The following is a 23,001-nucleotide window of genomic DNA, read 5'->3' on the forward strand; positions in this document are numbered from 1 at the left end:
TTTATTTGTTAAATGATTTGAAAATTACCTCAAAATCTATAATTCTTAAAAATTAATGAAACGTTTCAGCCTATTTTTAGTACTTCTGTTTGCGTTTGTGGCCTCGGTTGCTCAGGTCAAAATCAAATTTGAATTGCAGAATATTCCAAAAAGTAAAGATTCCATTCCAGAGTATTTTTTGGCAGGTAGTTTTAATAATTGGAAGCCTAATGATGCAGACTTTAAATTTTTAAAGAAAGCTGAAGGAAATTACTTTCTTGAAAAACAATTCCCAGCAGGGCGATATGAATACAAGATTACGAGAGGCAATTGGACCAAGGTAGAATCTGCAGCAAAGGGAAATGCGGTTGGAAACAGGTCTCTGAAACTCCAAAATGATACAACTGTAAAAGTAACGGTACTAAACTGGTCTGATGAATTTAAAAAACAACTTCCTAATCATACTTCATCCGTTAATGTAAAATTATTGGATAGCGTTTTCCCAATGCCACAACTAGGCACCACCAGGAGAGTATGGGTTTATTTACCTCCATCTTATGCTCAATCGAAGAAAAAATATCCAGTAATATATATGCATGACGGTCAGAATTTGTTTGATGAATTTACTGGCGGATATGGAGAATGGCATATTGATGAAATAATGGATAAAATAAGCGCAGACCGTGGAAAGGAATTTATTGTGGTTGGAATTGACCATGGAGGTCCAGAAAGATTAAAAGAATATAATCCTTATGATAGTCAATATGGGAAAGGGAAGGGCAAAGCTTATGTTAATTTTTTAGTGAATAATTTGAAACCCTTTATAGATAAAAATTACAAAACATTAAAAGATGTAAATAATACATCAATCGCTGGGAGTTCAATGGGTGGATTGATTTCAATGTATGCCTTAGCTACTTATCCAAAAGTTTTTGGAAAAGCGGGTGTGTTTTCCCCAGCATTTTGGTTGGCAGAGCCGATTGAGGAAGATTTGAAAAATGCTTTGCCAAACTTAAAAGACAGTAAGATATATTTTGTAGCCGGAACTTTAGAAGGCAAGGCGATGATAAGGGATATGAATGCAGTTTATCAAATCTTAAATCCCAATGGGGAAAACAAAAACATTAAATTGATAGAAAAAGCAGACGGCGAACATAAAGAATGGTTTTGGAATAGAGAGTTCACAGATTTTTATAAATTTATTGCTAATTAGTATAGCGTAACGAGTCTTGCGTATAGCGATTGATTCAAGATATATATTCCAACCTAAACATAAAATGAAACAGCAAATTGCTATTCAATTATTTGAAGATAAAAAGGTAAGAACTCTTTGGAATGCTGAGGAGGAGAAATGGTTTATATCTATTGTAGATGTTATTGAAGTGTTGACAAATAGTGAAAGACCAAGAAAGTACTGGAGCGACCTTAAAGCTAAATTGCAAAAAGAAGGTAGCGAACTGTCCGAAAAAATCGGACAGTTAAAAATGGTTGCTAAGGATGGTAAAATGCGGACTACTGATGTTGCCTCAAGGTGGTAATGTGGCAAAAGTCGCGATGAAAGAGTTAGAAGCAAAAACTGGTAAAAAAGTTGTAACAGCATTAAACGCAAAAGAAACTTTATCAGAAGGAAACACTTTGAAAAAGATAAACACAAAGAACTCATAAAAATAGTTTAGCTATTTTTCCTTAGTATAGAATTGAGAAATACAACATATAATGAAAATAGATTTTAGGAGCGATACAGTTACCAAGCCAACAGCGGGAATGCTTGATGCAATGATGAGTGCAAAAGTTGGAGACGATGTTTTCGGAGAAGACCCAACGGTAAATGCTTTGGAAGAAAAGCTTGCCAAGATGTTTGATATGGAGGCTGCTTTGTTTTGTCCCTCTGGTACAATGAGTAATCAAATAGCAATAAAGTGCTTTACGCAACCAATGGATGAAGTTATTTGCGACCAAACTGCCCACGTTTACCGTTATGAAGGTGGTGGGATTGCCTATAATTCAATGGCATCTGTTCGTTTGTTAAATGGAGAGAGAGGGATTTTAACGCCAGAGATGATTGAACCAGAAATTAATGCTGATAATATCCACTATCCGAATTCTAGCTTGGTTGTTTTGGAGAACACGGTTAACAAAGGTGGTGGTAAATGCTATCAACTTTCTCAAATAGAACCCATTGCCAAATTGTGTGCAACAAAAGGAATCAAACTTCACCTAGATGGTGCAAGAATTTTTAATGCATTGGTTGCCACGGGCGATAAAGCTTTTGATTATGGAAAACAGTTTGACGGCATTTCAGTTTGCCTTTCTAAAGGATTAGGTGCGCCAGTTGGCTCGGTATTTTTAAGTGATAAAGCAACTATAAAAAAAGCAACCAAGATTAGAAAAGTTTTAGGCGGCGGAATGAGACAAGCAGGTTTTTTGGCTGCTGCAGGAATTTATGCTTTAGACAATCATGTTAATCGCTTAGCAGATGACCATAAAAATGCAAAAGCTTTAGCGAATGAATTAGAAAAAGCTGAATTTGTAAGTTATGTGATGCCTGTAGAAACCAACATTGTTCTTTTTGATGTCAAACCTAGCTTAAATGTCGATCAAGTTGTTAAAGCATTTGAAGAAAAAGGAGTTTTATGTAATTCCACTTCTAATAAAACCATAAGATTTGTAACGCATTTAGATGTTAGCGAAGAAATGATTGACCAAACTATTCAAGTAATTAAAAATCTTGCCTTCTAATATGTCTCACATCTCAAATCTCACATCTCAAATCTCAAAAATATTAATTGCCAATCGGGGAGAAATCGCCTTGCGTATCATGCGTTCTGCAAAAGAAATGGGCATTAAAACAGTAGCTGTTTTTTCAGAGGCTGATAGAAACTCGTTGCATGTGCGTTATGCGGATGAAGCAATTTGCATTGGTCCAGCGCCATCAAATCAATCTTATTTAGTTGGTTCAAAAATTATTAAAGCTTGTAAACTAACTGGAGCGGAAGCAATACACCCTGGCTATGGGTTTTTATCTGAAAATGCTGGTTTTGCAAGAGAGGTCGCAGCGGCAGGACTTATTTTAATTGGTCCAACGCCAGAAGCGATGGAAATAATGGGCAATAAATTATCTGCTAAAGCTGCGGCTCTAAAATATAATATCCCTATGGTTCCTGGAACTGAAGAAGCCATTACCGATATCAATGAAGCAAAAGAAAGGGCAGTAGAAGTCGGTTTTCCAATTTTAATAAAAGCTGCAGCAGGTGGGGGTGGTAAGGGTATGCGAATTGTAGAAAAAGCAACCGATTTTGAAGAGCAAATGCATTTGGCAGTTAGCGAAGCCACTTCAGCATTTGGCGATGGTTCTGTTTTTATAGAAAGATATGTTACTTCACCAAGGCATATAGAAATACAAGTTTTAGGCGATACTCACGGTAACATTGTGCATTTGTTTGAACGTGAATGTTCTATTCAAAGAAGACACCAAAAAGTAGTAGAAGAAGCTCCATCATCCGTTTTAACTGAAGAAATTAGACAAGCAATGGGCAAATGCGCTGTTGATGTTGCTCGCTCAGTAAATTATGTTGGCGCTGGTACAGTGGAGTTTATTTTAGATGAAAACCTAGATTTTTTCTTCTTAGAAATGAACACTCGCTTACAAGTAGAACATCCGGTTACAGAAATGATAACAGGACTAGATTTAGTAAAGGAACAAATCAAAATAGCAAGGGGCGAAGCCTTAAGTTTTAAACAAGAAGATTTGAAAATCAGTGGTCACGCTATGGAATTGAGGGTTTATGCAGAAGACCCATTAAATAACTTCTTGCCAGATATAGGCACTTTACAAACTTATCGTACTCCAAAAGGTAACGGCGTAAGGGTTGATGATGGCTTTGAAGAAGGAATGGATATTCCAATTTATTACGACCCGATGATTGCAAAACTCATCACCTTTGGTGCAAATAGGGAAGAGGCAATCGAACGAATGATTAGGGCAATTGATGAATATGACATTACGGGCATACAAACCACATTAAGCTTTGGTAAATTTGTAATGCAACATGAAGCCTTTACTTCAGGCAAGTTTGATACTCATTTTGTAGGCAAATATTTTAATGCCGATAGTTTAAAAAATGACAATGAAGAGGAAGCAATGTTAGCTGCAATAACGGCAGTTTTATTGTTGCAAAAAGAGAAAACAAAAATTACTAATGTTGTCCAAAATACAGAGGCGGTTAGTAATTGGAAAAAAAATAGAAAGAAATATATTTAGGACTTGCTAGGAATGCGTTAACGATTGAAGCGGTATCCTTTTTGGCGGTCATCCTGACGTGTGCCGATTTTATATCGGTAGCGTAGTCGAAGGATAGCCAAAAAGATTTAGCGGAAAGCGTGTTAAAACGCCCAAATAATTAAACATAAACTAACCACAGTTTAAATAGAAATATAGTAATGTTTACAGGAATAATAGAAACGCTTGGCGAAGTAAAAAACATTGTAAAAGAAGGGACTAACATCCATTTTACGGTTAATTCTGCTATTTGTGCAGAATTAAAAATAGACCAAAGTGTTGCACATAATGGCGTTTGTTTAACCGTTGTTTCGTTAAGTGATAACGCTCATACCGTTACAGCAATTGAAGAAACGCTTAATAAAACTAGTCTTGGTAATTTAAAAGTAGGTAGCAAGGTAAATTTAGAGCGTTGTATGCAGATGAATGCTCGTTTAGATGGCCACATTGTACAAGGTCATGTTGACCAAACTGCCAAATGTATTTTGGTTAATGAGTTAGATGGAAGTTGGGAATATCGATTTAAATATGATGCCACTTTAGGAAATGTAACCGTAGAAAAGGGTTCGATTTGTGTTAACGGAATTAGCCTAACTGTAGTTAATTCTCAAAAAGATGAGTTCTCGGTTTTTATTATTCCTTACACGTTTGAACATACAAACTTGCACGAAGTTAAAGTTGGAGATGTTGTTAATTTGGAATTTGATATTATCGGTAAATATGTGGCTAGGTTAATGGGAAATAAATGAGTTGGGAGTTTAGAGAAAAGAGTTGAGAAGGTTTTTTGAAAAACAAAGACAGTGGTTCTTTTGAAAATTCAGTCCTGCTTTCACTACAATCTTTTTTGCACTGTCACCCTGAGCGTAGTCGAAGGGCGGTGTGACAAAAAAGTATTTTCGTTCAATCAGGTTTAATTAACTCAGGTTCGGTTATAAAAACCACCATCATTCCAAAAACTTAAACTTTGGCAAAATTCTTTCAAGCTGTCTAGAATTTTGTCAAAGTTCTATAACAAAAACAATGTACAGTAAAGAAGAAGCTTCTAAACTACGCCAGCAATTCTGGATTACTTTTGGGAAATACATGAAACCCATCCCATCTGCCGAAGGTTTAGAAATTAATTGGGTAAACTATAAAACGGGAGTGAAACACATCTTTTTTAGGATGAATGCCGAACAAAAATCTGCAATTATTTCTATAGACATCACCCATCCCGATAAGGAAACTAGAACACTATACTTCGAACAATTTTTAGCTTTTAAAACCTTATTTAAAGATGCTTTAGCCGAAGATTGGATTTGGCAAGACGAAATTGTAAACGATTTTGGAGCACCTTTAGCCAGAATCTCAACCACTTTAAACGGCGTAAGCATTTTCAACCAAAATGATTGGCAAGCCTTAATATCCTTCTTAAAACCAAGAATAATTGCCTTAGACCAATTCTGGACAGATGTTAAGCCAATTTTCGAATCTATTTCGTAACGGCTTTTAAATCAGCTAATCTACCCGTTACATAATCAATTTGCTCTTTTTCTGCTTTCGCATCAGGTTTACTTGCTAGATAAAGATTATAGTAAGTCGAAGCGTTTTTTAACTGCTTTAATTTTAAATCGTACAATAAACCCAGTCTGTAATAAGTGTTTCCATTTTCGCTAAAAGTTAAGCCCCTTTTATAAGATGCAGCAGCCGTGGTTAACTTGCCATTGCTTTCTTGTAATGCTGCCAACAAACTGTAGTATGTGCTCGTGTTTGGTGAAATTCCTTCTTCAATGGTTTTCTTCGCATAAGTTGTTGCCATTTCTAGGTTCTTTAATTCGCGATAACTCAAAGTCATCATGTAAAGTGTCATCTCTGTTTGTTTATCAACCTTTTCAAGCATTTGATAGTAATTTATGCACTTCTCATAGTTTTTTAAAAAATAATAAGCCTTGCCCACATCCTTAACTACATTCGCATCGGTACCATCTTTTAGCAATTTCTCGCCAACATAAATTACTTCCTTGTATTTTTTTAATTCATTTGCAAAAGGTAGCTGCGCTTGTAATAAAAATAGATTACTCGTATCTGCAGCAATTGCAACTTTTAAAACCTGATAGCCTAATGCCCATTTTTGCAAATCTCTATAACCTTGAGCCAAGTCTGTAGCTACATCAGCGTCTGCTGAATTTAAAGTATTAGCCTTTTTTAAGTATGCAATTTTTAGCTGTAAACTATCCTTTATTAGTCCAGCTAGCTGCTTAAAAGCATTAAAATTCGTGCTGTCAATTTTAACAATACTTTCTAAATAGCCTTTTGCTTTTAAATCATTACCTCTTCTGGTATTTATATTGGCTAAATTAAAAAGAACAGGTAGCGTATTTGGCTGAATTTCATTAATCGTTAAATAGCTTTTTTCGGCCTCTGGTAACTTACCTGCCATCATGTTACAATAGGCCATTTGGCTTAATGCCTTTACATCTTTAGTGTCCGATGGGTATATGCTTTGGAGATATAGAGCGGCATCTGCATATCGTTGAGTTTGATAAAATTCAAGTAATTTCTCTTTGTCTAAAATTACAGATTGTGCAAATGAAAATTGGAAAGCAAATGCAAAAGCGAATGTATAAATGAACTTTTTCATATCGATGTATTTTTAAACTAATTTATTAGTTATTATTTGAATTTGCAATACCTCCGTAAGAAATTTCAAACTTTTTAATGAAAAATGCGTTCTACAAGAATAAAATGGAATATTAACGTTAATAATATAAATTATGGATACGCTAAAGAAGTTTGAATTAATGGAAAAGATAGTGAGAGAGTTAGAAGATTTACAACACTCACAGCAAGCCATCATCCAAAAAATTGGAAAAATTGAAGTCGATAATATTGAACTTGGAGATAAAAAGTTGGATACTGATTTGCCAGACATGCATCAGCGAGTTGCGGATAACTTAGACGCCATTGTTGGGATTTTGGAATATTTTGCTGACAAAACATCTAATTTTGGAAACAAAAACAATGTTGATGCTTTAAAAGAGCAACAAGCTATTGATGGGGTTACTGGTCATTAGATTTAAACGGGAGCTTAATTTAATTAAGCTCCTGCTTTTTTGAAGTAGGTAAGGTAATACAGAATTTGGCTCCTTCACCCTCAATACTGGTAACAGTAATTTCGCCATCATTTCGGCTCACGAAATCTTTACAGACTACTAATCCTAGGCCTGTTCCTTTTTCATTTAGTGTTCCTCTAGTGGATATATTCTCTTCAGAAAACAATTTATCCATTATATCTTTCGGTATGCCAATCCCGTTATCTTTTATACAGATAAGCATATTTCCTTCCTTTTGATAAACAGCGGTAATGTGTATTTGAGAATTTTTGTTACAAAATTTAATCGCGTTATTTATCATATTTCGCATAACAATCTGAATCATTAAGATATCTGCATACACCATTTCACCAGGAAAAACATCGTGGATAATCTCTATATCCTTGAGGCTTGCGGCAGGCAGATGATAGTTAATTTCATTGATAATCAAATTGCGTAAATCAAAAAACTCCTTTTTAATTCCAAAACCTTTTAGTTGGCTTCTAGACCAATGTAGAATGTTTTCTAATAAGTCTGTGGTTGTAGATAATGTCCTTGCTAAGCGTTGGCGAGATGTCTTTAAATTCATCTATGGTAATCTGATCGTTAGCAATCATTTTTAAAACTTCAGATAAGTTTACCAATGGCCCCCTTAAATCATGAGCTATGATAGAGAATATTCTATCTTTCAATTGGTTTAATTTTTCTAACTCACTAGCTTGATCTCTTACCCTGTTAGCTTCTTTTTTAACATTAGTTAAATCTTGCAGTTTAATAATACTAAAATCACTATTGATTTTAGAATCATTTAAAAACAAGGTTTCAGCTTCTAAATTAAGCTTGTGTCCGTCTTTTAGTAACGTTAACTCAACTTTACCTGGATTCCGTGTCTTTATCCTTTCAAATAATTCAGGTTGATCTGGTAATACATCTTCAAGTGAAGTGCCAATTAGATCAAATTCTTTGTTTACATTGATATATTGTTTTGTCGACTTATTATAATCGATAATTCTATTTTTTTGGTCTAAAATGAAAAAGCCATCTTGCATCAATTCAAGCACCTTTTCTCTTGCAATCGGAATAATATCAAAAAGCTTAAAACGGTAAATCCCAATTAGCGTTAAAAAGGTTGTCATGATAAATGCAAAAGGCGTGACATCAACATGTCCAAATGGTCTAAAACCCAATAAATAAGACACATTGGCTACCCAAGGAATAAATGCAGCTATGATTATGCTGTAGTTTTGCTTTCTGTATATTGGGTCAGAAGATTTGAATTTTATTAAGATAAGATAACACCCAGCCGCAAGTAAGAGATAAAAGTAAATAGTAAAAATCAAATACCAAGGCCCAGTATCAATAGCCAATACAGGGAAAGGGCCTTCCTTTGATATTGATAATTGTTTATAATGAAGATGATGAAAAGCATTTGTCCAAACCATTAAAATAGTAAGAATTGGGAAGATTAAAATTGATATTAGATTAACCGGCTTTTTATACCAACATTCCTTGCCGCAAAAATTTAAAGAAAAAATGAACCAATTTAAAGGCAAGGTGGCAATACCAACATATTCAATGTTGATGAAAAATTTCATTTGATAAAGTGTTCCACTTGCGAGCTCAAAACCATAGGCGATTGACCAAATGGCATTTGACAACATCATCATTGAAAACCACTTCACCGTATCTCCACCTCTACGAAATATATAGTACGCTAAAAGGATTGTTGTGCAACCGCAGGCTATGAGAAATATTGCGTAAGCGTTAAATGTAAAATCCATTCAATAAGTAACGAATTGTGGCTATAAGTAATATTGAATTTCTATAGGAGTGAATAAAACTACACATTTTAGCTTTCAATTAAAAATATTATTAGTTTTACGTTAAAACATTTTCGTTTAAATTATTGTTATCTCGTTATGAAAAAAATCAGTTTAACCCTTATGCTTACTTGCTTTGCTTATTTAGCATTTAGCCAAGTGGTTCCTTCTTTTCAATTTGGTTTAAAGGGAGGAATGAATCTTTCTAAATTTAATACTACAAATACTTTCAGCAGTGATAATCAAGCAGGTTATTATGGTGGTGTTTGGGCTCGTATTGGTGCTGCAGGACTACATTTACAGCCAGAACTTTATTTGTCAGGAAAAAATACAACTTTGGTAAATAGCACTGGTCAAGAAAATGAGGTAAAATTTACTAGTCTTGATGTACCTGTTTTAGTAGGAACAAAATTAGGTGCCGCTGGTGTTGGTTTGCGTTTAAATACTGGTCCGGTAGTTTCGTTTCTGTTAAATGAAGACCAAAATTTTTCTCAAGCTGCTTCTGCCGCCTTTAGTGGTAAATTTAAAGACCAATCTTTTGCATGGCAATTTGGTGCGGGAGTAGACCTTGGTAAATTAGGTATTGATTTGCGCTACGAGTTGGGCTTATCTAAAATAAATGAGGCAGGTTATCAATCAACAAAACTTAATCTATATACATTAGGCTTAGCTTATAAACTATTCTAAATATCATCCCTTTGTCTTATAAATTGATGGATAAACTTTTGTTAGTTTATCCATTTTTTTTTGGCTTTAAAATTGATGTAGTTTTTCTACCTAACCATAAACCTATCGCTATGAATATCAAAGAACTACTACTAAACGGACAAAGCTTCCTGGCACTATTAAAAGAGTTCGCAATTGAGGCTAAAGATGTAATTATTCAGGACGAAAACGTATTGCTTACCGACCAAAATTTAGCACAAAGAGAAATCTTAAAGCAGAGTATTTGTATCGAAGGAAAAAATGAAAGTGGTATCTTCAATTTTTTTGGAACATTGCACTGCAATCTTTTGAATAAATTAGCAGTTTTCGAGATGCAAGGTTTTGAGCGTGTTGGTTTACCAACTAACTAATCTTTTTCTTTTACTATTTCTTTCAATTCATACAGGAAAGCACCTTTAATAGGACGGATTCCGTGTGCAATGTTATCGCTAAGCACCTTTACGAAACAGGCCCCATAATAGAAAATAAAGGAAGAGTAAAATACAAATAACATGATTAATATTATTGAGCCAGAAGCACCGTAAATGTTTCCTATGTTGCTCAATGGTAATGCAATACGTAAAATAAATTTTCCAAGCGTAAATAGGATTCCTGTTAATAATCCGCCCCTAATGGCCGTTTTCCAGCTTGGTCTACCACTAGTTAAAAATCTAAATAATACAGTAAACCAAGTGGTAACAATTAAAATAAATAAAACTTGGTTTAAGATAGAGAGAAACACTTTTCCAAAGGTAGGTGCAGCGCTATTGATATAGCCTCCGATTATGGCTTGTATGCCATCAGTTACTATGCCCACAAAAAACAAAATCCCTGCTAATAAAATAATGGTCATCGAGCGACCTCGAATTTTAAGGGTAAATAAAATCCCCAATTTTTCTTTTACACCAATCTTCCATATTTGCTCCATTGAATTTTTAATGACATTGAACAAAGTAGTAGCTACAAAAATGAAAAATACAAAACTCAAAATAGTTCCCCACCAATTGTAATCAACACCTCTAATATTTCTTAATGTTTGTCTAATTTGAGCTGTTCCACTTTCGTCTAAAATGCTCGACAATCGTTCGAATATTCTCGTTGCTAAGGTCCTTCTATCAACAAAAAAACCAAATAATCTAATCAGAATAAGTAAGATTGGTGGTAAGGCAAAGTTTGCAAAAAAGGCAGTTGCACCTGCTAAACGTAAAGGGTCGTTTTTTCTAAATAACTTAAATGCTATTTTTAAATCTGAGAAGAATAGTTTAGACCTTTTTACAGTGATTGCGTACATCTTGGCATTTAGTGTTACTCAAAATTAATAAAAATAAGCTAATAAATCATTTTGTTAAGTAATCTTGCAGGTTTATGCCTTAAATTTTTTACTTCCTAGTTAAACAATAAAGAAATAAATTAAATTTACCAGTTCTAACCCAATAAACTCTTTTTCTGATGAAAAAACTACTTTCGGCTTTGCTATTTTTTAGCACTATTTCGTTTTATACCAATGCACAAGAAATTAAATATACAAATGGTAAAAATGCTTGGAATGCTGATTCTTTAGGAAATCAAAGAGCTTTGGTAAAGGTTACTCATAATGGAGATATAGCGAAGGTTTTAATTAGGTGGAGAAGAAGCGACCCAAATCCAGAACAGAAGGCAATTATAGTTTTTGATGCTCAAACTGGTAAGCGAATTAAGAATATTTTGCCAGTAACCTTAAAAAAGGAATATGGAATAATTTGTTTTAAGCCAGAAAGCGGGCAAGGAAATTATTATATTTATTATCAACCATATAACAACGAGGGCAGGTCAAATTATCCAAAAGGCATTTATCCTAAGCAAGAACAAACATCCGATTGGATTTCGGTAAAAGAAGCTAGCAAAATAGCGCCAGTTACAGAGGTTTTAGAAATCCAATCAATTAATGCTTTCAATAGCGTTTATCCCATGGAAGTTATCGCAACTGCGGATGAAGTAACTAACCTAAAAGCCAAAAATTTAGAACCAGCCTATCTGGTTTTTCCAGAAAGTAGGAATTATCCAATCATCATGAGGAATGATATTCCGCAACGGTGGATATTAAAAGGCGCACAAAAAACTTTTACCGATAAAGCTTTAAGAGGAGAGAATTTCTCTTTTCAATTGGGGATTTACGCCTTAAAGGATTTACAAAATGTAAAACTGAAGTTCAGTGATTTAAAAGATAAAGCTGGCAATAAAATCTCTGCTAAATTAATTTCTTGCCTAAATACCGATGGAACAGCTTATGATGGAAATGTATTGAGCAAAGAAGTTAATGTTCCTCAAAATCAAGTGCAAGCATTATGGAATTTATTAACCATTCCAACTACAGCAAAAGCAGGAAAATACACCGGAACTGTAATTGTTTCTGCAACCAATGCGCCTTCGCAAACTATTCAATTAAATATTACTGTTGATGCGCAAATAGCAAAGGAAAATGGAATAAATGAACCTAGGAAACAAACTCGTTTAACCTGGTTAAATTCTACCTTAGCTCAAAAAAATACAGTTATTGCGCCTTACATTCCTTTGCAAATTTCTGGAAACAGCATTAGTTTTTTAGGTAGGAAAGTAGAATTGGATAAAAATGGTTTTCCAAAACAAATTCAAACTTTCTTTAGTCCAGAAATGACTGAGATTACCCCAACGCCGAATAATTTATTATACGAAAACATTCACTTCCACTTTGTGCGCAAAGCTGATGGAAAGAACATAAAAATGGCCGATGGTGGAGTTGAATTCACTAAAAAAGAAGCAGGAACAGTGCAATGGAAAGCGAAAAGTGGTAACGATAGTTTGCAAGTTGATGTTACTGGAAGTTTAGAGTTTGATGGTTTTTTAGCTTACACAGTAAAAGTAACCGCATTAAAAGATGTGGCGTTGAAAGATGTTACGATGCATATTCCTTTCAACAAAACTGCCGCAACTTATATGATGGGCTTAGGTCAGAAAGGCGGTTTACGACCAGAACAGGTTGATTGGAAATGGGAGGTTGCCACAAAAAATCAGGATGGTACTTGGCTAGGAAATGTTAATGCTGGCTTGCAATATTCATTAAGAGACGAGAACTATGTACGGCCATTAAATACCAACTTCTATTTACAAAAGCCATTGTTATTGCCTAAATCTTGGGGTAATGAAAATAAAGGCGGAATAAGTGTAGGAATTAAAGGAAGTTCGATGTTGGCCAATAATTATACAGGGGAACATCAAATGAAAAAGGGCGATGTACTTTACTATAATTTCAATTTATTAATCACACCTTTTCATACCATTAATACAGATTTTCAATGGGAAACTAGATTTTATCATAAGTACAGTACCATTGATAGCATTAAGGCAACTGGTGCTAGTGTTGTTAATATTCATCATGCTAATGCAATAAATCCTTGGATAAATTATCCATTTATTGAGCATGCTAAAATGAAAAAATACATTGACGAAGCGCATGCTAAAGGTTTAAAAGTTAAGATTTACAACACTGTTCGTGAGTTATCAAATAGAGCTTATGAAACATTCCCGATGAGAAGTTTAGGTTATGAAATCTATTCTACAGGTAAGGGTGGCGGCTTTTCTTGGTTGCAAGAACATGTTAAAGATGATTATATCGCAGCGTGGTTTGTGCCAGAAATTAAAGATGCAGCCATTGTAAATAGCGGAATGAGTAGGTGGCATAACTATTATGTGGAGGGAATGAACTGGTTAACGAAAAATGTGGGCATTGATGGTATTTACTTAGATGATGTGGCATTCGATAGGATAACTATGAAACGTGTTAAACGTGTTTTAACGCAGAACGGGCATCCTGGAATTATAGATTTACACTCAGCAAACCAATACAATAAGGCAGATGGCTTTAACAATAGCGCCAATTTGTACATGGAGCATTTTCCATATTTAAATCGTTTGTGGTTTGGTGAATACTTTGATTACGAAAAGAACAAGCCAGATTTCTACCTAACCGAAGTAAGTGGAATTCCATTTGGTTTAATGGGCGAAATGCTGCAAGATGGTGGGAATCCTTGGCGTGGAATGATTTACGGAATGACTAATCGTTTACCTTGGTCGGGCAATAACGATCCAAGACCACTTTGGAAAGTTTGGGATAACTTTGGTATGAAAGGCACAAAAATGATTGGTTACTGGTCTCCAAATTGTCCGGTTAAAACTAGCAATGCGGAAGTATTAGCTACAGTTTACAAGAAACAAGGTGCAGCATTGGTTTCTATTGCAAGTTGGTCTGAAAAAGATGAAACAATCACATTAAATATTGACTGGAATAAATTAGGTATTAATCCGGCTAAGGCAGTATTAACAGTTCCTGAAGTGCAAAATTTCCAAATAGGAGCTAGCATCGGAAGCCCAACTGAAATAACTATTCCAAAGGGAAAGGGATTGTTGATTGTGATTAAAGAGAAAAACTAGTCCGAAAGTCGGAAAGACCGAAAATTTTATTCATTAGAAAAGCAAATGCAGAAGCCCGATTTAGGTTAGTCGGGCTTTTTGCTACAATCTTTTTGTGCTTCGACAAGCTCAGCATGACAAAAAGTATTTCCGCTTCTTCCGATAGCTATCGGAACCCGTTTAGATAACATGGGCTTGTACAACTAGGTTGGGCAACCTTGCAACCTTGCCAAAAACCACAACCTTTAACATTAAACCCGACAGACGCGAAAATCTCCCGATTCTTCATCGGGAATTGAAGCAAATGGCGGGATTGATTTTGCCACGTACTGCTAAATTGCTTTTCAAAAAACTTTTTACATCATTTAAGGGTTATTCTACAAAACTTAACCTATGAATAATTTCTTCAGAACTATCATTGCTGGCTACGGTGCTAAAAAACTAGGAGGTGGCTGTTTATCAACCATCATTATTTTTGTAGTTATTTATTACGCTTTGGGACATTGTTAAAAAAGCTGCTCAGTTTCCTGAACAGCTTTTCTTATTTTCTATCGTCTTGCCAAATTAACTTTTCCTTGCTTCGCTTTTCAAAAAAGTCTTTGCATTTGCCATCGCCTTTTCCTGTAAAGCCACCATCCGGACTGCAAATTAGATTACAATTGCTATCGTAAAGCGAACTTGGAATATCACAGCATTTTTGCGGAATGAAGTAAACAACTTGACCGTTGTATTCGTATTGCCAAACACTTGCTGGTGGATTTGCTACATTCTCTGCTTTTATTTTTTCAATCTTCTCAAGGATGCAAATAGGAACGTCTTTGAAATCTTCTTTTTTGCAAGTTTGCGTTTGCAATAATACAAAGCCAATAAATAAGAATTTAAGTTTTGTAGCTATCATTATCTTTTAACATCAAATGAATTAATTTTGTTTCGTTAGTAAGGAACTGGCTGATGGTAAGATTTTGAAATTTGGAGTTAGACTGGTCTCAATTCTCATATCTCAATTCTCACATCTAATTACAAGTTCCCTCTCAATTCCTGTTCGCGTTCCAAAGATTCAAACAAAGCTTTAAAGTTTCCTGCACCAAAAGATTGCGCCCCTTTACGTTGTATAATCTCAAAGAAAAGTGTAGGACGGTCTTCAACTGGTTTGGTGAAAATCTGCAACAAATAACCTTCCTCATCACAGTCGACCAAAATGCCAAGACTTTTTAACAATGCTATTTCCTCGTCAATTTCTCCAACACGTGTTGGCATCATTTCGTAATAAGCTTCAGGTGGCGGACTTAAGAACTCAACACCCCTTGCCTTTAATTCGGTTACGGTTCTTACAATATTCTTGGTAGCAACCGCAATATGTTGAACGCCTTCACCTTCATAAAATTCTAAGTATTCTTCAATTTGAGATTTTTTCTTTCCTTCAGCAGGTTCATTGATTGGAAACTTCGAAAAACCATTTCCATTGCTCATCACCTTACTCATCAATGCAGAATACTCGGTATTAATCTGTTTATCATCAAATGAAAGGATGTTTACAAAACCCATTACATCTTCATACCACTTTACGGTTTCATTCATTCGGTTCCAGCCCACGTTGCCCACGCAATGGTCTATGTAAAGTAAACCTGCATCGCTTGGGTTGTATTCACTTTTCCATTCACGGTAACCTGGCATAAATACGCCATTGTAATTTTTGCGTTCAACGAACATGTGAACGGTTTCGCCGTATGTATAAATCCCAGACATTCTTACTTCTCCGTTTTCATCACTTAAAGTTTGCGGCTCCAAGTATGGCTTTGCTCCACGTTTGGTTGTTTCTTCGAAAGCACTGTAGGCATCATCAACCCAAAGCGCTAAAACCTTTACGCCATCACCATGGGTTTTAACATGCTCGGCAATTACGCTATCAGATTTTAAAGCCGTTGTTAAAATCAATCTTATTTTGCCCTGTTGTAAAACGTAAGATGCTCTGTCGCGAACTCCAGTTTCTGGGCCGGCGTAAGCTAAGGATTGAAATCCGAATGCTGTTTTATAATAATGGGCAGCCTGTTTGGCATTGCCCACATAAAATTCTATATAATCCGTACCGTTTATTGGAAGGAAATCTTGTGCTTTTGCTATTTTTTCTGCGAATGTTTGTGTTGACATTTTATTATTTATTAGGGCTGATGGGCTATGGTTGATGGTTAATTGCTGTGATGCATACAACCTAGCTTAAACTATCAGCTAACGTTTTAAACTCTTATTTCTTTGTATGTTATATGTTATTGCACCCAAGCCATTAACTATTGACTATTATCTATCAACTTTTTATTCTACGTTTATTTGCCAGCTGGTGTGGTAACTTTCATCCTCAATATCAACAGCATCTTGTGTTAACATTAAAGGTCTAAAAGGGTCTATCATAACGGCTAGTTCTTCTGTTTTTTCTTGTCCAATTGATTTTTCTACCGTTCCTGGATGTGGTCCGTGAGGTATCCCTCCTGGGTGCAGTGTAATTTGACCTTTTACCACACTTTTACGACTCATAAAATCTCCATCTACATAATATAAAACTTCATCGCTATCAACATTGCTGTGGTTATAAGGTGCAGGAATTGACAATGGATGATAATCGTACTTGCGTGGAACGAAAGAACAAATCACAAAATTATGTCCTTCAAAGGTTTGATGAACTGGAGGAGGTTGATGCAAGCGCCCAGTTATTGGCTCAAAATCGTGAATAGAAAATGCCCAAGGGTAATGAAAACCGTCCCAGCCCACAAAGTCAAAAGGGTGTGTGCCATAGGTATAAGGATACATTATTCCCTGTTTTTTAATCAATACCTTAAAATCTCCAGCTTCATCAATTGTTTCTAAATCTTGCGGACGTTTAATATCTCTTTCGCAGTATGGAGAATGCTCTTCTAGTTGCCCAAATTGGTTTCTGTATCTTTTCGGTGTACGAATTGGACTAAAACTTTCTACAATAAAAAGTCTGTTATTCTCATCATTAAAGTCCAATTGATAAATTGTGCCACGAGGGATAACTAGATAATCTCCATACTCAAACTTGATTTTCCCAAAGCCCGTTTTTAATGTTCCTGAGCCTTCATGGATAAAAATCACCTCATCTGCTTGACTGTTTTTGTAAAAATAATCAATCATTGATTTTCTTGGTGCAGCCAACGAAATATGCAAGTCACTATTGACCAAAACAGGTTTTCTGCTTTTTAGGTAATCATCTTCTGGCTTAATGTTAAAGCCAATTAAACTAGTGTGGCGAAGATGTTTCTCACGAGCTATTTTAGGTTCTACGTTATAGGGTTCGCCTAAAGATTTAACAATTGTTGGTGGATGACAATGGTAAACCAATGAATATAAACTAGAAAAACCTTCTGTAGAAACTAATTCCTCTGCGTATAAATCGCCATTTGGTTTACGAAAAACCGTATGTCTTTTTGGTGGAATTGTTCCTAATGTATGGTAAATAGGCATAGCGTTAGGTAATTTGGTTAGAATGTAAATATATAACGTTTAAATAGTTAGAAACGTTTTAAGGTAGACGAAGTATTGGAAAGTCTAAAAAGAATATTGCGCAAAAATGATTTTAGATAGCATGGCATATCTAAATGCTGAAAGAACTTCATTAGCATTGTGATTTTGATATGTTGAATGACTACTCATTTTCTTGGGGCTAAATTATGGTTTTAAATAGCAATTTCAAATTTCTTTGGCTATTTTTAATTGATGTCAGAAAAAAAGCAAAACCAAAGTGAAATAGAAAAAGAAGCAGCTGCTAAAATGGCCGTTTCCTTTGTAAAAGATAATGATATTGTTGGCTTAGGTACAGGCTCTACAGCCAAATTTGCTATTGAAGAATTAGCCAAATTAGTTAAAGGCGGATTAAAAATTAAGGGTGTTGCTAGTTCTGTACATACTGAAGAGTTAGCTATTTCATTAGGGATACCAATGCAAGAACTTGGTAAAACTTCACACATCGATATCAGCATTGATGGAGCAGATGAATTTACCGAAACCTTAGATTTGATAAAAGGAGGGGGAGGTGCACTCTTTAGAGAGAAAATAGTTGCCTCCTTAAGCAACAATCGAATAATTGTTACTGATTCCTCTAAGAAAGTAGAAAAATTAGGTTCTTTTAAAGTTCCAATTGAAGTTGTGCCAATAGCTTATCAATATGTTGTTAATCAACTCGAAAAGCTGAATGGTATTGTAAAGTTAAGATATAAAGAAGGAAAGATTTTCATCACCGATAACCATAATTATATTGTTGATGTAGCTTTTGGATTAATTGATGAACCGCAAAAACTTGCTGAAAGTTTAAATCAAATTGATGGACTATTGGCCCATGGCTTATTTGTTAACCTTACCTCAAAAGTAATTATGGCAAAAGATGGGCAGCTATATACGTTTTCAAAAGATTAAATAAATAAGTATCAATCTATTCCTTTATTTTATAAATATTAAGCCTGAAACAATTCATGTAAAATAGTACATTTAACCCATATTCTTAACCAGATATCATATGAAACTAGTATCCTATAAAACTGAAGATATTGAACATTTAGGTGTTTATGTAAACGGACATATTTACAATTTAAACTCATGTCACAAGTTAATTCCTGATGACATGAAGTCTTTTTTAGAAGGTGGAGAACCTTTAATGGAAAGGGCAAAGCAAATCAATGAGGATATCCTTTCAGGTGCAATTAAGCCTAAGGAAGAAGTTTTTTATCAAATATTGGCTCCAGTTCCTCATCCAACTTCTTGTAGAGATGGATATGCTTTCCGTCAGCATGTTGCAGCGGCGAGAAGGAATAGGAAAGTAGATATGATTGCAGAATTTGACCAATATCCGATATTCTACTTTACGAATCATAATGCCATTCAAGGTCCAGGAGAAATAGAGTGTATGCCAGACCATTTTCAGAAACTGGATTTTGAATTAGAAGTTGCTGTTGTAATTGGTAAAAAAGGTAGAAATATTAAGGCAGCAGAGGCTGATGATTACATTGCTGGTTTCATGATCATGAATGACATGAGTGCTCGTACCTTACAAATGGAGGAGATGATATTGAATTTAGGCCCAGCAAAAGGAAAAGATTTTTCGACCGTAATTGGTCCTTGGTTGGTAACACCAGATGAATTGGAACAGTATAAAGTTGCTGCAAAACCAAATCACACCGGCAATGCCTATAATTTAAAAATGACTTGTAGAGTTAACGGTGTTGAATTATCGGCAGGTAACATGGCAGATATGGACTGGACATTTGCAGAAATTATTGAACGTTGCGCTTATGGTGTAGATATTTTGCCAGGCGATGTAATTGGTTCTGGAACAGTGGGAACCGGTTGCTTTTTAGAGTTAAATGGAACTGGTTTACTAAACGACCCCAACTATAAAGTACAGTGGTTACAACCTGGCGATGATGTTGAAATGGAAATTACGGGTTTAGGAAGTTTGACGAATATAATTACTAAGGTTGATACAGATTTTTCAATTTTAGGATTGAAGAAATCCTAACGTTGTAATGTTTTAAAATTGAAAGGTAATTGGTAAAACAGAATTATTGAATAATCAATTTTAAATATTAAATTTGTCTATATGGAAGCATTAATAGTTTATCCAGAAAATAAAGAGCAATTAACTGCATTAAAAGCAATTATGCAGGCTATGAAAATTGCTTTCGAACAGCAGAGCGAAGTTTACCCTCAGTTTGTAATTAAAGGAGTTAAAGAGTCTTTAACACAAGCTAATGATAATAATTTAACACCTTATGCTGGGTTAAAAGATTTGCTTAAGTAGGTGGCATTAGCTGTTTTTTATACACCAAAAGCGAAGGAGACCTTTGTTTTAGTATATAATCTTATTGCTGAAAAATTTAGTGTTAAAATCGCTAATGAATTTTTAAGTAAGGCTGAAAAAACGATTCGACTAATATCAGAACAACCTTATATGTATAAGTCATCTGCTATCGATGAAGATATTCGGGTTGCAAATTTCACAAAAAACACCTCGTTATTTTATCAAGTGACTAATAAACAAGTTAACTTATTGTTCTTTTTTGATAATAGGCAAGACCCTTTAATTTTAGGCTAAATCCTCTTCAAAATGCTATCCATTAAAACCTCAGATTTGTCTCCAATGCAATTGCAAAACTATCTGCAGTATGCTATTGCACCACGTCCAATTTGTTTTGCATCTACAATTGATACGGAAGGAAATGTAAATTTAAGTCCGTTCAGTTTTTTTAACTTGTTTAGCACAAATCCACCGATGTGTATTTTTTCTCCTGCCAGAAGAGTAAGAGATAATACAACTAAACACACATTAGAAAATGTTTTACAGGTAAAGGAATGTGTCATCAACATTGTTAACTATGCGATGGTACAGCAAACTAGTTTAGCCAGTACAGAATATGCAAAAGGAGTTAATGAGTTTGAAAAGGCTGGTTTTACTATGCAAGAATCTCATTTAGTAAAACCACCCAGGGTTGCAGAAGCCCCAGTTCAGTTAGAGTGTTTGGTTAAGGAGGTTATTCCATTGGGGGACCAACACGGTGCGGGAAATTTAGTTTTGGCAGAAATTAAGTTGATTCATATTAAAGAAGATATTTTAGATGAGGAGGGTAAAATTGACCAGGCTAAAATAGATTTAGTTGCCAGATTAGGTGGAGATTGGTATTGCAGGGTTACGCCCGAAAATTTATTCAAAGTAGCCAAACCATTAACTACATTGGGGGTAGGAGTGAGTGCCTTACCGGTCTCTGTTAGGAACTCTCATGTGTTGACAGGGAATGATTTAGGGATGTTAGGAAACATTGAGCAATTGCCAACTGAAACTGACATTGATGCGATGCGCTGGAATACCGCTGTGAAAGATATTTTAGATGCTACCATTGGCGATGAAACCAACAGAGAAAGAGAATTACATGAATTGGCGCATCAGTTATTGGCTTTAGGTAATGTTGTGGATGCGTTGAAAGTGGTTTTGTTGTAAGTTAATCCGTCATTGCGAGGAGGAACGACGAAGCAATCTACTCTTTGCGGTTAAGAATAATTCTGTAAAATGAGACTTAGAATTTTGTGTTAGCTTATTTGCCGAATAAGATTGCTTCGGTTTGCGAAAAGCAACACCTCGCAATGACGCGTAGTTTTACTTCTTCAAATTTCTATAAGAAATCTCACACATCTCCTTCAAAACATCCATATTAATATCACTCAATTTTTTTACGTAAACACAACCTTTACCAGTGGTATGTTTCCCTAATCGAGGTAAAATGTTTTGCCTTTCATCAGCATTGCAGCCCATGATGTATAAACTGATATTAGCTTTGCGAGGTGAAAAGCCCATCATGAACCAATCTCCAGTTCTGCCTGTTGAATAGGAATAGGTATAATCGCCAACACCAACAATGGCACTGCCCCACATTTTTGCTTTTGCCTGAGTTTTGTCCTCCATTAATTTACAGAGTGTCTGACAATCCTTACGCGTTGTTTCATTAGGAATTTGCAACAAATATTCTTCAACGGATTGCGTAGTAACCTTAGTTTTTAATTCGGCCATTTGATTAGAATTTGTAAATGAAGATAATAATAAGTTAGCAGTTTTCAATTGGCAGTTGGCAAAACTAGGAACTGCTAATTGCCAGCTGTAGACTGAACTATTCTACAATACTTACAGCCTTCATGAATCGGCTTTTGTAATAAGCATCAAAATCTGTGATGGTAACACCATGCGCTTTTCCTGAAGTAGAATGGATAAATTTGATTTCTCCATCTTCAATGGAATAAATAATGCCTACATGGCCAATTCTTCTCACTTTAGGATTAGTGCCTGTAAAAATTAAAACATCACCAACTTTGGCGTCAGCTAATTTAACAGGTACTCCTGCGCTTGCAAATTCTGGAGAGGAGCGAGGTACTTTAAATCCAAAACTACTAAACACATAATTTACAAATCCAGAACAATCAAAACCTTTTTCAGGATTACTTGTGGCGTATCTGTAAGGAACACCAATCATTGTTTTTGCAAAATCTAGTAATTGAGATGCGGTGGAAGAAGCAGTTTTAGGAACGTTGCTAAGTATCTTTGTCATCATTTCCTGGTATTGAGCAGGAAGAGAGGTGTTATCTTGCGCTTTGCCTTTAACAGCAAACAATAACATTAAACAGAAAATAGTTAGTGTTTTCTTCATATTAGGATTTCAAAGATAACAAAAAAAACTTAACGAGGTAAAGTGTTGAAAACTTGTTGGTTGTGGGTTTTAAACTGAAAAACCCCGATAAATAATCGAGGCTTTTCATTATTTTTTAATTGACTAGATTGAAGGAAACATGGTTTGAGCTTTTTCGCCTATAAACATCATGGGTTTTTTTTCTCCATTAATTGCCCCCAATAAACCTAATATCCAAATAACAAAAAGTATCAGATAAAGTACATAGGCCAAGTAAACCAATGCAGTAATTCCAGTTGCTACTATTACAATTGTTAAGACAATTGATAGTAGAATGTAAAGAACTGTTGAGATTATAGCATAAAGCAAAGTTTGTCTTAGTTGATAAGAACCAAGTTCGGTTCTTTTGTCTTTATGCAAAGCGAAATAAGCTATTAACCATCCAATAATTCCGAAATAGCTAATAATTGCGGCAGTTTTGCCGTTGTCTGTTGTAGTAATGTTGTTTTCCATATATAGTTTGTTATTCAACAGCATTACAAACT

General features: G+C 35.0%; 26 protein-coding genes. 16 read left to right on the forward strand and 10 right to left on the reverse strand.

The window, feature by feature from the left end; all coding sequences use genetic code 11:
• Positions 1–55 precede the first annotated feature (55 nt).
• The 7 genes from R2Q59_RS01400 (at position 56) to R2Q59_RS01430 (ending at position 5,740) form a co-directional block, all read left to right on the forward strand.
• The gene (locus tag R2Q59_RS01400) at positions 56–1,192 is read left to right on the forward strand and encodes an alpha/beta hydrolase-fold protein (protein WP_316783022.1); all 1,137 of its coding nucleotides are present in this window, start codon (positions 56–58) and stop codon (positions 1,190–1,192) included.
• Positions 1,193–1,256: 64 nt separating this feature from the next.
• Entirely contained in the window at positions 1,257–1,517 is a 261-nt protein-coding gene (locus tag R2Q59_RS01405; protein ID WP_316783025.1) for a hypothetical protein, read from the forward strand.
• Entirely contained in the window at positions 1,498–1,644 is a 147-nt protein-coding gene (locus tag R2Q59_RS01410) for a hypothetical protein (protein ID WP_316765236.1), read from the forward strand. The genes R2Q59_RS01405 and R2Q59_RS01410 overlap by 20 nt, the downstream gene beginning before the upstream one ends.
• Before the next feature lie 51 nt (positions 1,645–1,695).
• The gene (locus R2Q59_RS01415; protein WP_316783028.1) at positions 1,696–2,718 is read left to right on the forward strand and encodes a GntG family PLP-dependent aldolase; all 1,023 of its coding nucleotides are present in this window, start codon (positions 1,696–1,698) and stop codon (positions 2,716–2,718) included.
• A 1-nt stretch (position 2,719) separates the two neighbouring features.
• Positions 2,720–4,240: an acetyl-CoA carboxylase biotin carboxylase subunit gene (gene accC, locus R2Q59_RS01420; RefSeq protein WP_316783031.1), complete on the forward strand. Its 1,521-nt coding sequence runs from the start codon at positions 2,720–2,722 to the stop codon at positions 4,238–4,240.
• Between the two features lie 179 nt (positions 4,241–4,419).
• The gene (locus tag R2Q59_RS01425; protein WP_316783033.1) at positions 4,420–5,007 is read left to right on the forward strand and encodes a riboflavin synthase; all 588 of its coding nucleotides are present in this window, start codon (positions 4,420–4,422) and stop codon (positions 5,005–5,007) included.
• Positions 5,008–5,278: 271 nt separating this feature from the next.
• Positions 5,279–5,740 carry a DUF4268 domain-containing protein gene (locus tag R2Q59_RS01430; protein ID WP_316783037.1) on the forward strand — a complete coding sequence of 154 codons (462 nt, stop codon included), beginning with the start codon at positions 5,279–5,281 and terminating at the stop codon, positions 5,738–5,740.
• Here R2Q59_RS01430 and R2Q59_RS01435 read toward each other — a convergent pair.
• Entirely contained in the window at positions 5,730–6,878 is a 1,149-nt protein-coding gene (locus tag R2Q59_RS01435; protein WP_316783040.1) for a hypothetical protein, read from the reverse strand. The two genes, R2Q59_RS01430 and R2Q59_RS01435, sit on opposite strands and share 11 nt — an antisense overlap.
• A 133-nt stretch (positions 6,879–7,011) precedes the next feature.
• Here R2Q59_RS01435 and R2Q59_RS01440 point away from each other — a divergent pair, with 133 nt between their 5' ends.
• A complete protein-coding gene (locus tag R2Q59_RS01440) occupies positions 7,012–7,311 on the forward strand; it encodes a hypothetical protein (RefSeq protein ID WP_316783043.1) in 300 nt (99 codons plus the stop codon).
• A gap of 19 nt (positions 7,312–7,330) precedes the next feature.
• On the opposite strand, the gene R2Q59_RS01445 is transcribed toward R2Q59_RS01440, so the two are convergent.
• Positions 7,331–7,918, reverse strand: a complete 588-nt coding sequence (locus tag R2Q59_RS01445) for a HAMP domain-containing sensor histidine kinase (protein WP_316783046.1) — start codon at positions 7,916–7,918, stop codon at positions 7,331–7,333.
• Positions 7,833–9,110: a histidine kinase N-terminal 7TM domain-containing protein gene (locus R2Q59_RS01450; protein ID WP_316783049.1), complete on the reverse strand. Its 1,278-nt coding sequence runs from the start codon at positions 9,108–9,110 to the stop codon at positions 7,833–7,835. Before R2Q59_RS01450 ends, R2Q59_RS01445 begins: the two co-directional genes overlap by 86 nt.
• 138 nt (positions 9,111–9,248) lie before the next feature.
• Here R2Q59_RS01450 and R2Q59_RS01455 point away from each other — a divergent pair, with 138 nt between their 5' ends.
• Together R2Q59_RS01455 and R2Q59_RS01460 are read left to right on the forward strand one after the other, a co-directional pair.
• Positions 9,249–9,836: a porin family protein gene (locus R2Q59_RS01455; RefSeq protein ID WP_316765244.1), complete on the forward strand. Its 588-nt coding sequence runs from the start codon at positions 9,249–9,251 to the stop codon at positions 9,834–9,836.
• Between the two features lie 26 nt (positions 9,837–9,862).
• Positions 9,863–10,225 carry a hypothetical protein gene (locus R2Q59_RS01460; protein ID WP_316783052.1) on the forward strand — a complete coding sequence of 121 codons (363 nt, stop codon included), beginning with the start codon at positions 9,863–9,865 and terminating at the stop codon, positions 10,223–10,225.
• On the opposite strand, the gene R2Q59_RS01465 is transcribed toward R2Q59_RS01460, so the two are convergent.
• Entirely contained in the window at positions 10,222–11,145 is a 924-nt protein-coding gene (locus R2Q59_RS01465) for a YihY/virulence factor BrkB family protein (RefSeq protein WP_316783055.1), read from the reverse strand. The genes R2Q59_RS01460 and R2Q59_RS01465 overlap by 4 nt on opposite strands.
• 158 nt (positions 11,146–11,303) lie before the next feature.
• Here R2Q59_RS01465 and R2Q59_RS01470 point away from each other — a divergent pair, with 158 nt between their 5' ends.
• Positions 11,304–14,300 carry a glycoside hydrolase domain-containing protein gene (locus R2Q59_RS01470; RefSeq protein WP_316783058.1) on the forward strand — a complete coding sequence of 999 codons (2,997 nt, stop codon included), beginning with the start codon at positions 11,304–11,306 and terminating at the stop codon, positions 14,298–14,300.
• A 520-nt stretch (positions 14,301–14,820) separates the two neighbouring features.
• On the opposite strand, the gene R2Q59_RS01475 is transcribed toward R2Q59_RS01470, so the two are convergent.
• From R2Q59_RS01475 to R2Q59_RS01485, 3 genes are all read right to left on the reverse strand, one after another.
• The gene (locus R2Q59_RS01475; RefSeq protein ID WP_316765248.1) at positions 14,821–15,177 is read right to left on the reverse strand and encodes a DUF6970 domain-containing protein; all 357 of its coding nucleotides are present in this window, start codon (positions 15,175–15,177) and stop codon (positions 14,821–14,823) included.
• Positions 15,178–15,296: 119 nt separating this feature from the next.
• On the reverse strand, positions 15,297–16,427 hold the full coding sequence (gene hppD / locus R2Q59_RS01480; RefSeq protein ID WP_316783061.1) for a 4-hydroxyphenylpyruvate dioxygenase: 1,131 nt from the start codon (positions 16,425–16,427) through the stop codon (positions 15,297–15,299).
• A gap of 162 nt (positions 16,428–16,589) precedes the next feature.
• Positions 16,590–17,756 carry a homogentisate 1,2-dioxygenase gene (locus R2Q59_RS01485; RefSeq protein WP_316783064.1) on the reverse strand — a complete coding sequence of 389 codons (1,167 nt, stop codon included), beginning with the start codon at positions 17,754–17,756 and terminating at the stop codon, positions 16,590–16,592.
• A gap of 252 nt (positions 17,757–18,008) precedes the next feature.
• Here R2Q59_RS01485 and rpiA point away from each other — a divergent pair, with 252 nt between their 5' ends.
• The 5 genes from rpiA (at position 18,009) to R2Q59_RS01510 (ending at position 21,279) form a co-directional block, all read left to right on the forward strand.
• The gene (rpiA, locus tag R2Q59_RS01490; protein WP_316765251.1) at positions 18,009–18,704 is read left to right on the forward strand and encodes a ribose-5-phosphate isomerase RpiA; all 696 of its coding nucleotides are present in this window, start codon (positions 18,009–18,011) and stop codon (positions 18,702–18,704) included.
• Positions 18,705–18,804: 100 nt separating this feature from the next.
• Positions 18,805–19,803: a fumarylacetoacetate hydrolase family protein gene (locus tag R2Q59_RS01495; protein WP_316765252.1), complete on the forward strand. Its 999-nt coding sequence runs from the start codon at positions 18,805–18,807 to the stop codon at positions 19,801–19,803.
• An 81-nt stretch (positions 19,804–19,884) separates the two neighbouring features.
• A complete protein-coding gene (locus R2Q59_RS01500; protein WP_316765253.1) occupies positions 19,885–20,085 on the forward strand; it encodes a DUF2683 family protein in 201 nt (66 codons plus the stop codon).
• Positions 20,086–20,379 carry a type II toxin-antitoxin system RelE/ParE family toxin gene (locus R2Q59_RS01505; RefSeq protein WP_316765254.1) on the forward strand — a complete coding sequence of 98 codons (294 nt, stop codon included), beginning with the start codon at positions 20,086–20,088 and terminating at the stop codon, positions 20,377–20,379.
• 12 nt (positions 20,380–20,391) lie between these two features.
• Positions 20,392–21,279 carry a flavin reductase family protein gene (locus tag R2Q59_RS01510; protein ID WP_316783067.1) on the forward strand — a complete coding sequence of 296 codons (888 nt, stop codon included), beginning with the start codon at positions 20,392–20,394 and terminating at the stop codon, positions 21,277–21,279.
• A 156-nt stretch (positions 21,280–21,435) separates the two neighbouring features.
• On the opposite strand, the gene R2Q59_RS01515 is transcribed toward R2Q59_RS01510, so the two are convergent.
• From R2Q59_RS01515 to R2Q59_RS01525, 3 genes are all read right to left on the reverse strand, one after another.
• A complete protein-coding gene (locus R2Q59_RS01515; RefSeq protein WP_316783070.1) occupies positions 21,436–21,846 on the reverse strand; it encodes a DUF1801 domain-containing protein in 411 nt (136 codons plus the stop codon).
• A gap of 97 nt (positions 21,847–21,943) precedes the next feature.
• On the reverse strand, positions 21,944–22,477 hold the full coding sequence (locus R2Q59_RS01520) for a C40 family peptidase (RefSeq protein ID WP_316783073.1): 534 nt from the start codon (positions 22,475–22,477) through the stop codon (positions 21,944–21,946).
• A gap of 123 nt (positions 22,478–22,600) precedes the next feature.
• Positions 22,601–22,969: a DUF4870 domain-containing protein gene (locus tag R2Q59_RS01525; RefSeq protein ID WP_316765258.1), complete on the reverse strand. Its 369-nt coding sequence runs from the start codon at positions 22,967–22,969 to the stop codon at positions 22,601–22,603.
• Between the last annotated feature and the right edge of the window lie 32 nt (positions 22,970–23,001).

The sequence above is a fragment of the Pedobacter frigiditerrae genome (assembly GCF_032678705.1).
GTDB classification, from domain to species: domain Bacteria; phylum Bacteroidota; class Bacteroidia; order Sphingobacteriales; family Sphingobacteriaceae; genus Pedobacter; species Pedobacter frigiditerrae_A.

Bases quoted from the DNA above. Each gene is read 5' to 3' on its own strand.
- R2Q59_RS01400 (WP_316783022.1), top strand. From the start codon at position 56: ATGAAACGTTTCAGCCTATTTTTAGTACTTCTGTTTGCGTTTGTGGCC.
- R2Q59_RS01405 (WP_316783025.1), top strand. From the start codon at position 1,257: ATGAAACAGCAAATTGCTATTCAATTATTTGAAGATAAAAAGGTAAGA.
- R2Q59_RS01410 (WP_316765236.1), top strand. From the start codon at position 1,498: ATGTTGCCTCAAGGTGGTAATGTGGCAAAAGTCGCGATGAAAGAGTTA.
- R2Q59_RS01415 (WP_316783028.1), top strand. From the start codon at position 1,696: ATGAAAATAGATTTTAGGAGCGATACAGTTACCAAGCCAACAGCGGGA.
- accC (WP_316783031.1), top strand. From the start codon at position 2,720: ATGTCTCACATCTCAAATCTCACATCTCAAATCTCAAAAATATTAATT.
- R2Q59_RS01425 (WP_316783033.1), top strand. From the start codon at position 4,420: ATGTTTACAGGAATAATAGAAACGCTTGGCGAAGTAAAAAACATTGTA.
- R2Q59_RS01430 (WP_316783037.1), top strand. From the start codon at position 5,279: ATGTACAGTAAAGAAGAAGCTTCTAAACTACGCCAGCAATTCTGGATT.
- R2Q59_RS01435 (WP_316783040.1), bottom strand. From the start codon at position 6,878: ATGAAAAAGTTCATTTATACATTCGCTTTTGCATTTGCTTTCCAATTT.
- R2Q59_RS01440 (WP_316783043.1), top strand. From the start codon at position 7,012: ATGGATACGCTAAAGAAGTTTGAATTAATGGAAAAGATAGTGAGAGAG.
- R2Q59_RS01445 (WP_316783046.1), bottom strand. From the start codon at position 7,918: ATGAATTTAAAGACATCTCGCCAACGCTTAGCAAGGACATTATCTACA.
- R2Q59_RS01450 (WP_316783049.1), bottom strand. From the start codon at position 9,110: ATGGATTTTACATTTAACGCTTACGCAATATTTCTCATAGCCTGCGGT.
- R2Q59_RS01455 (WP_316765244.1), top strand. From the start codon at position 9,249: ATGAAAAAAATCAGTTTAACCCTTATGCTTACTTGCTTTGCTTATTTA.
- R2Q59_RS01460 (WP_316783052.1), top strand. From the start codon at position 9,863: ATGGATAAACTTTTGTTAGTTTATCCATTTTTTTTTGGCTTTAAAATT.
- R2Q59_RS01465 (WP_316783055.1), bottom strand. From the start codon at position 11,145: ATGTACGCAATCACTGTAAAAAGGTCTAAACTATTCTTCTCAGATTTA.
- R2Q59_RS01470 (WP_316783058.1), top strand. From the start codon at position 11,304: ATGAAAAAACTACTTTCGGCTTTGCTATTTTTTAGCACTATTTCGTTT.
- R2Q59_RS01475 (WP_316765248.1), bottom strand. From the start codon at position 15,177: ATGATAGCTACAAAACTTAAATTCTTATTTATTGGCTTTGTATTATTG.
- hppD (WP_316783061.1), bottom strand. From the start codon at position 16,427: ATGTCAACACAAACATTCGCAGAAAAAATAGCAAAAGCACAAGATTTC.
- R2Q59_RS01485 (WP_316783064.1), bottom strand. From the start codon at position 17,756: ATGCCTATTTACCATACATTAGGAACAATTCCACCAAAAAGACATACG.
- rpiA (WP_316765251.1), top strand. From the start codon at position 18,009: ATGTCAGAAAAAAAGCAAAACCAAAGTGAAATAGAAAAAGAAGCAGCT.
- R2Q59_RS01495 (WP_316765252.1), top strand. From the start codon at position 18,805: ATGAAACTAGTATCCTATAAAACTGAAGATATTGAACATTTAGGTGTT.
- R2Q59_RS01500 (WP_316765253.1), top strand. From the start codon at position 19,885: ATGGAAGCATTAATAGTTTATCCAGAAAATAAAGAGCAATTAACTGCA.
- R2Q59_RS01510 (WP_316783067.1), top strand. From the start codon at position 20,392: ATGCTATCCATTAAAACCTCAGATTTGTCTCCAATGCAATTGCAAAAC.
- R2Q59_RS01515 (WP_316783070.1), bottom strand. From the start codon at position 21,846: ATGGCCGAATTAAAAACTAAGGTTACTACGCAATCCGTTGAAGAATAT.
- R2Q59_RS01520 (WP_316783073.1), bottom strand. From the start codon at position 22,477: ATGAAGAAAACACTAACTATTTTCTGTTTAATGTTATTGTTTGCTGTT.
- R2Q59_RS01525 (WP_316765258.1), bottom strand. From the start codon at position 22,969: ATGGAAAACAACATTACTACAACAGACAACGGCAAAACTGCCGCAATT.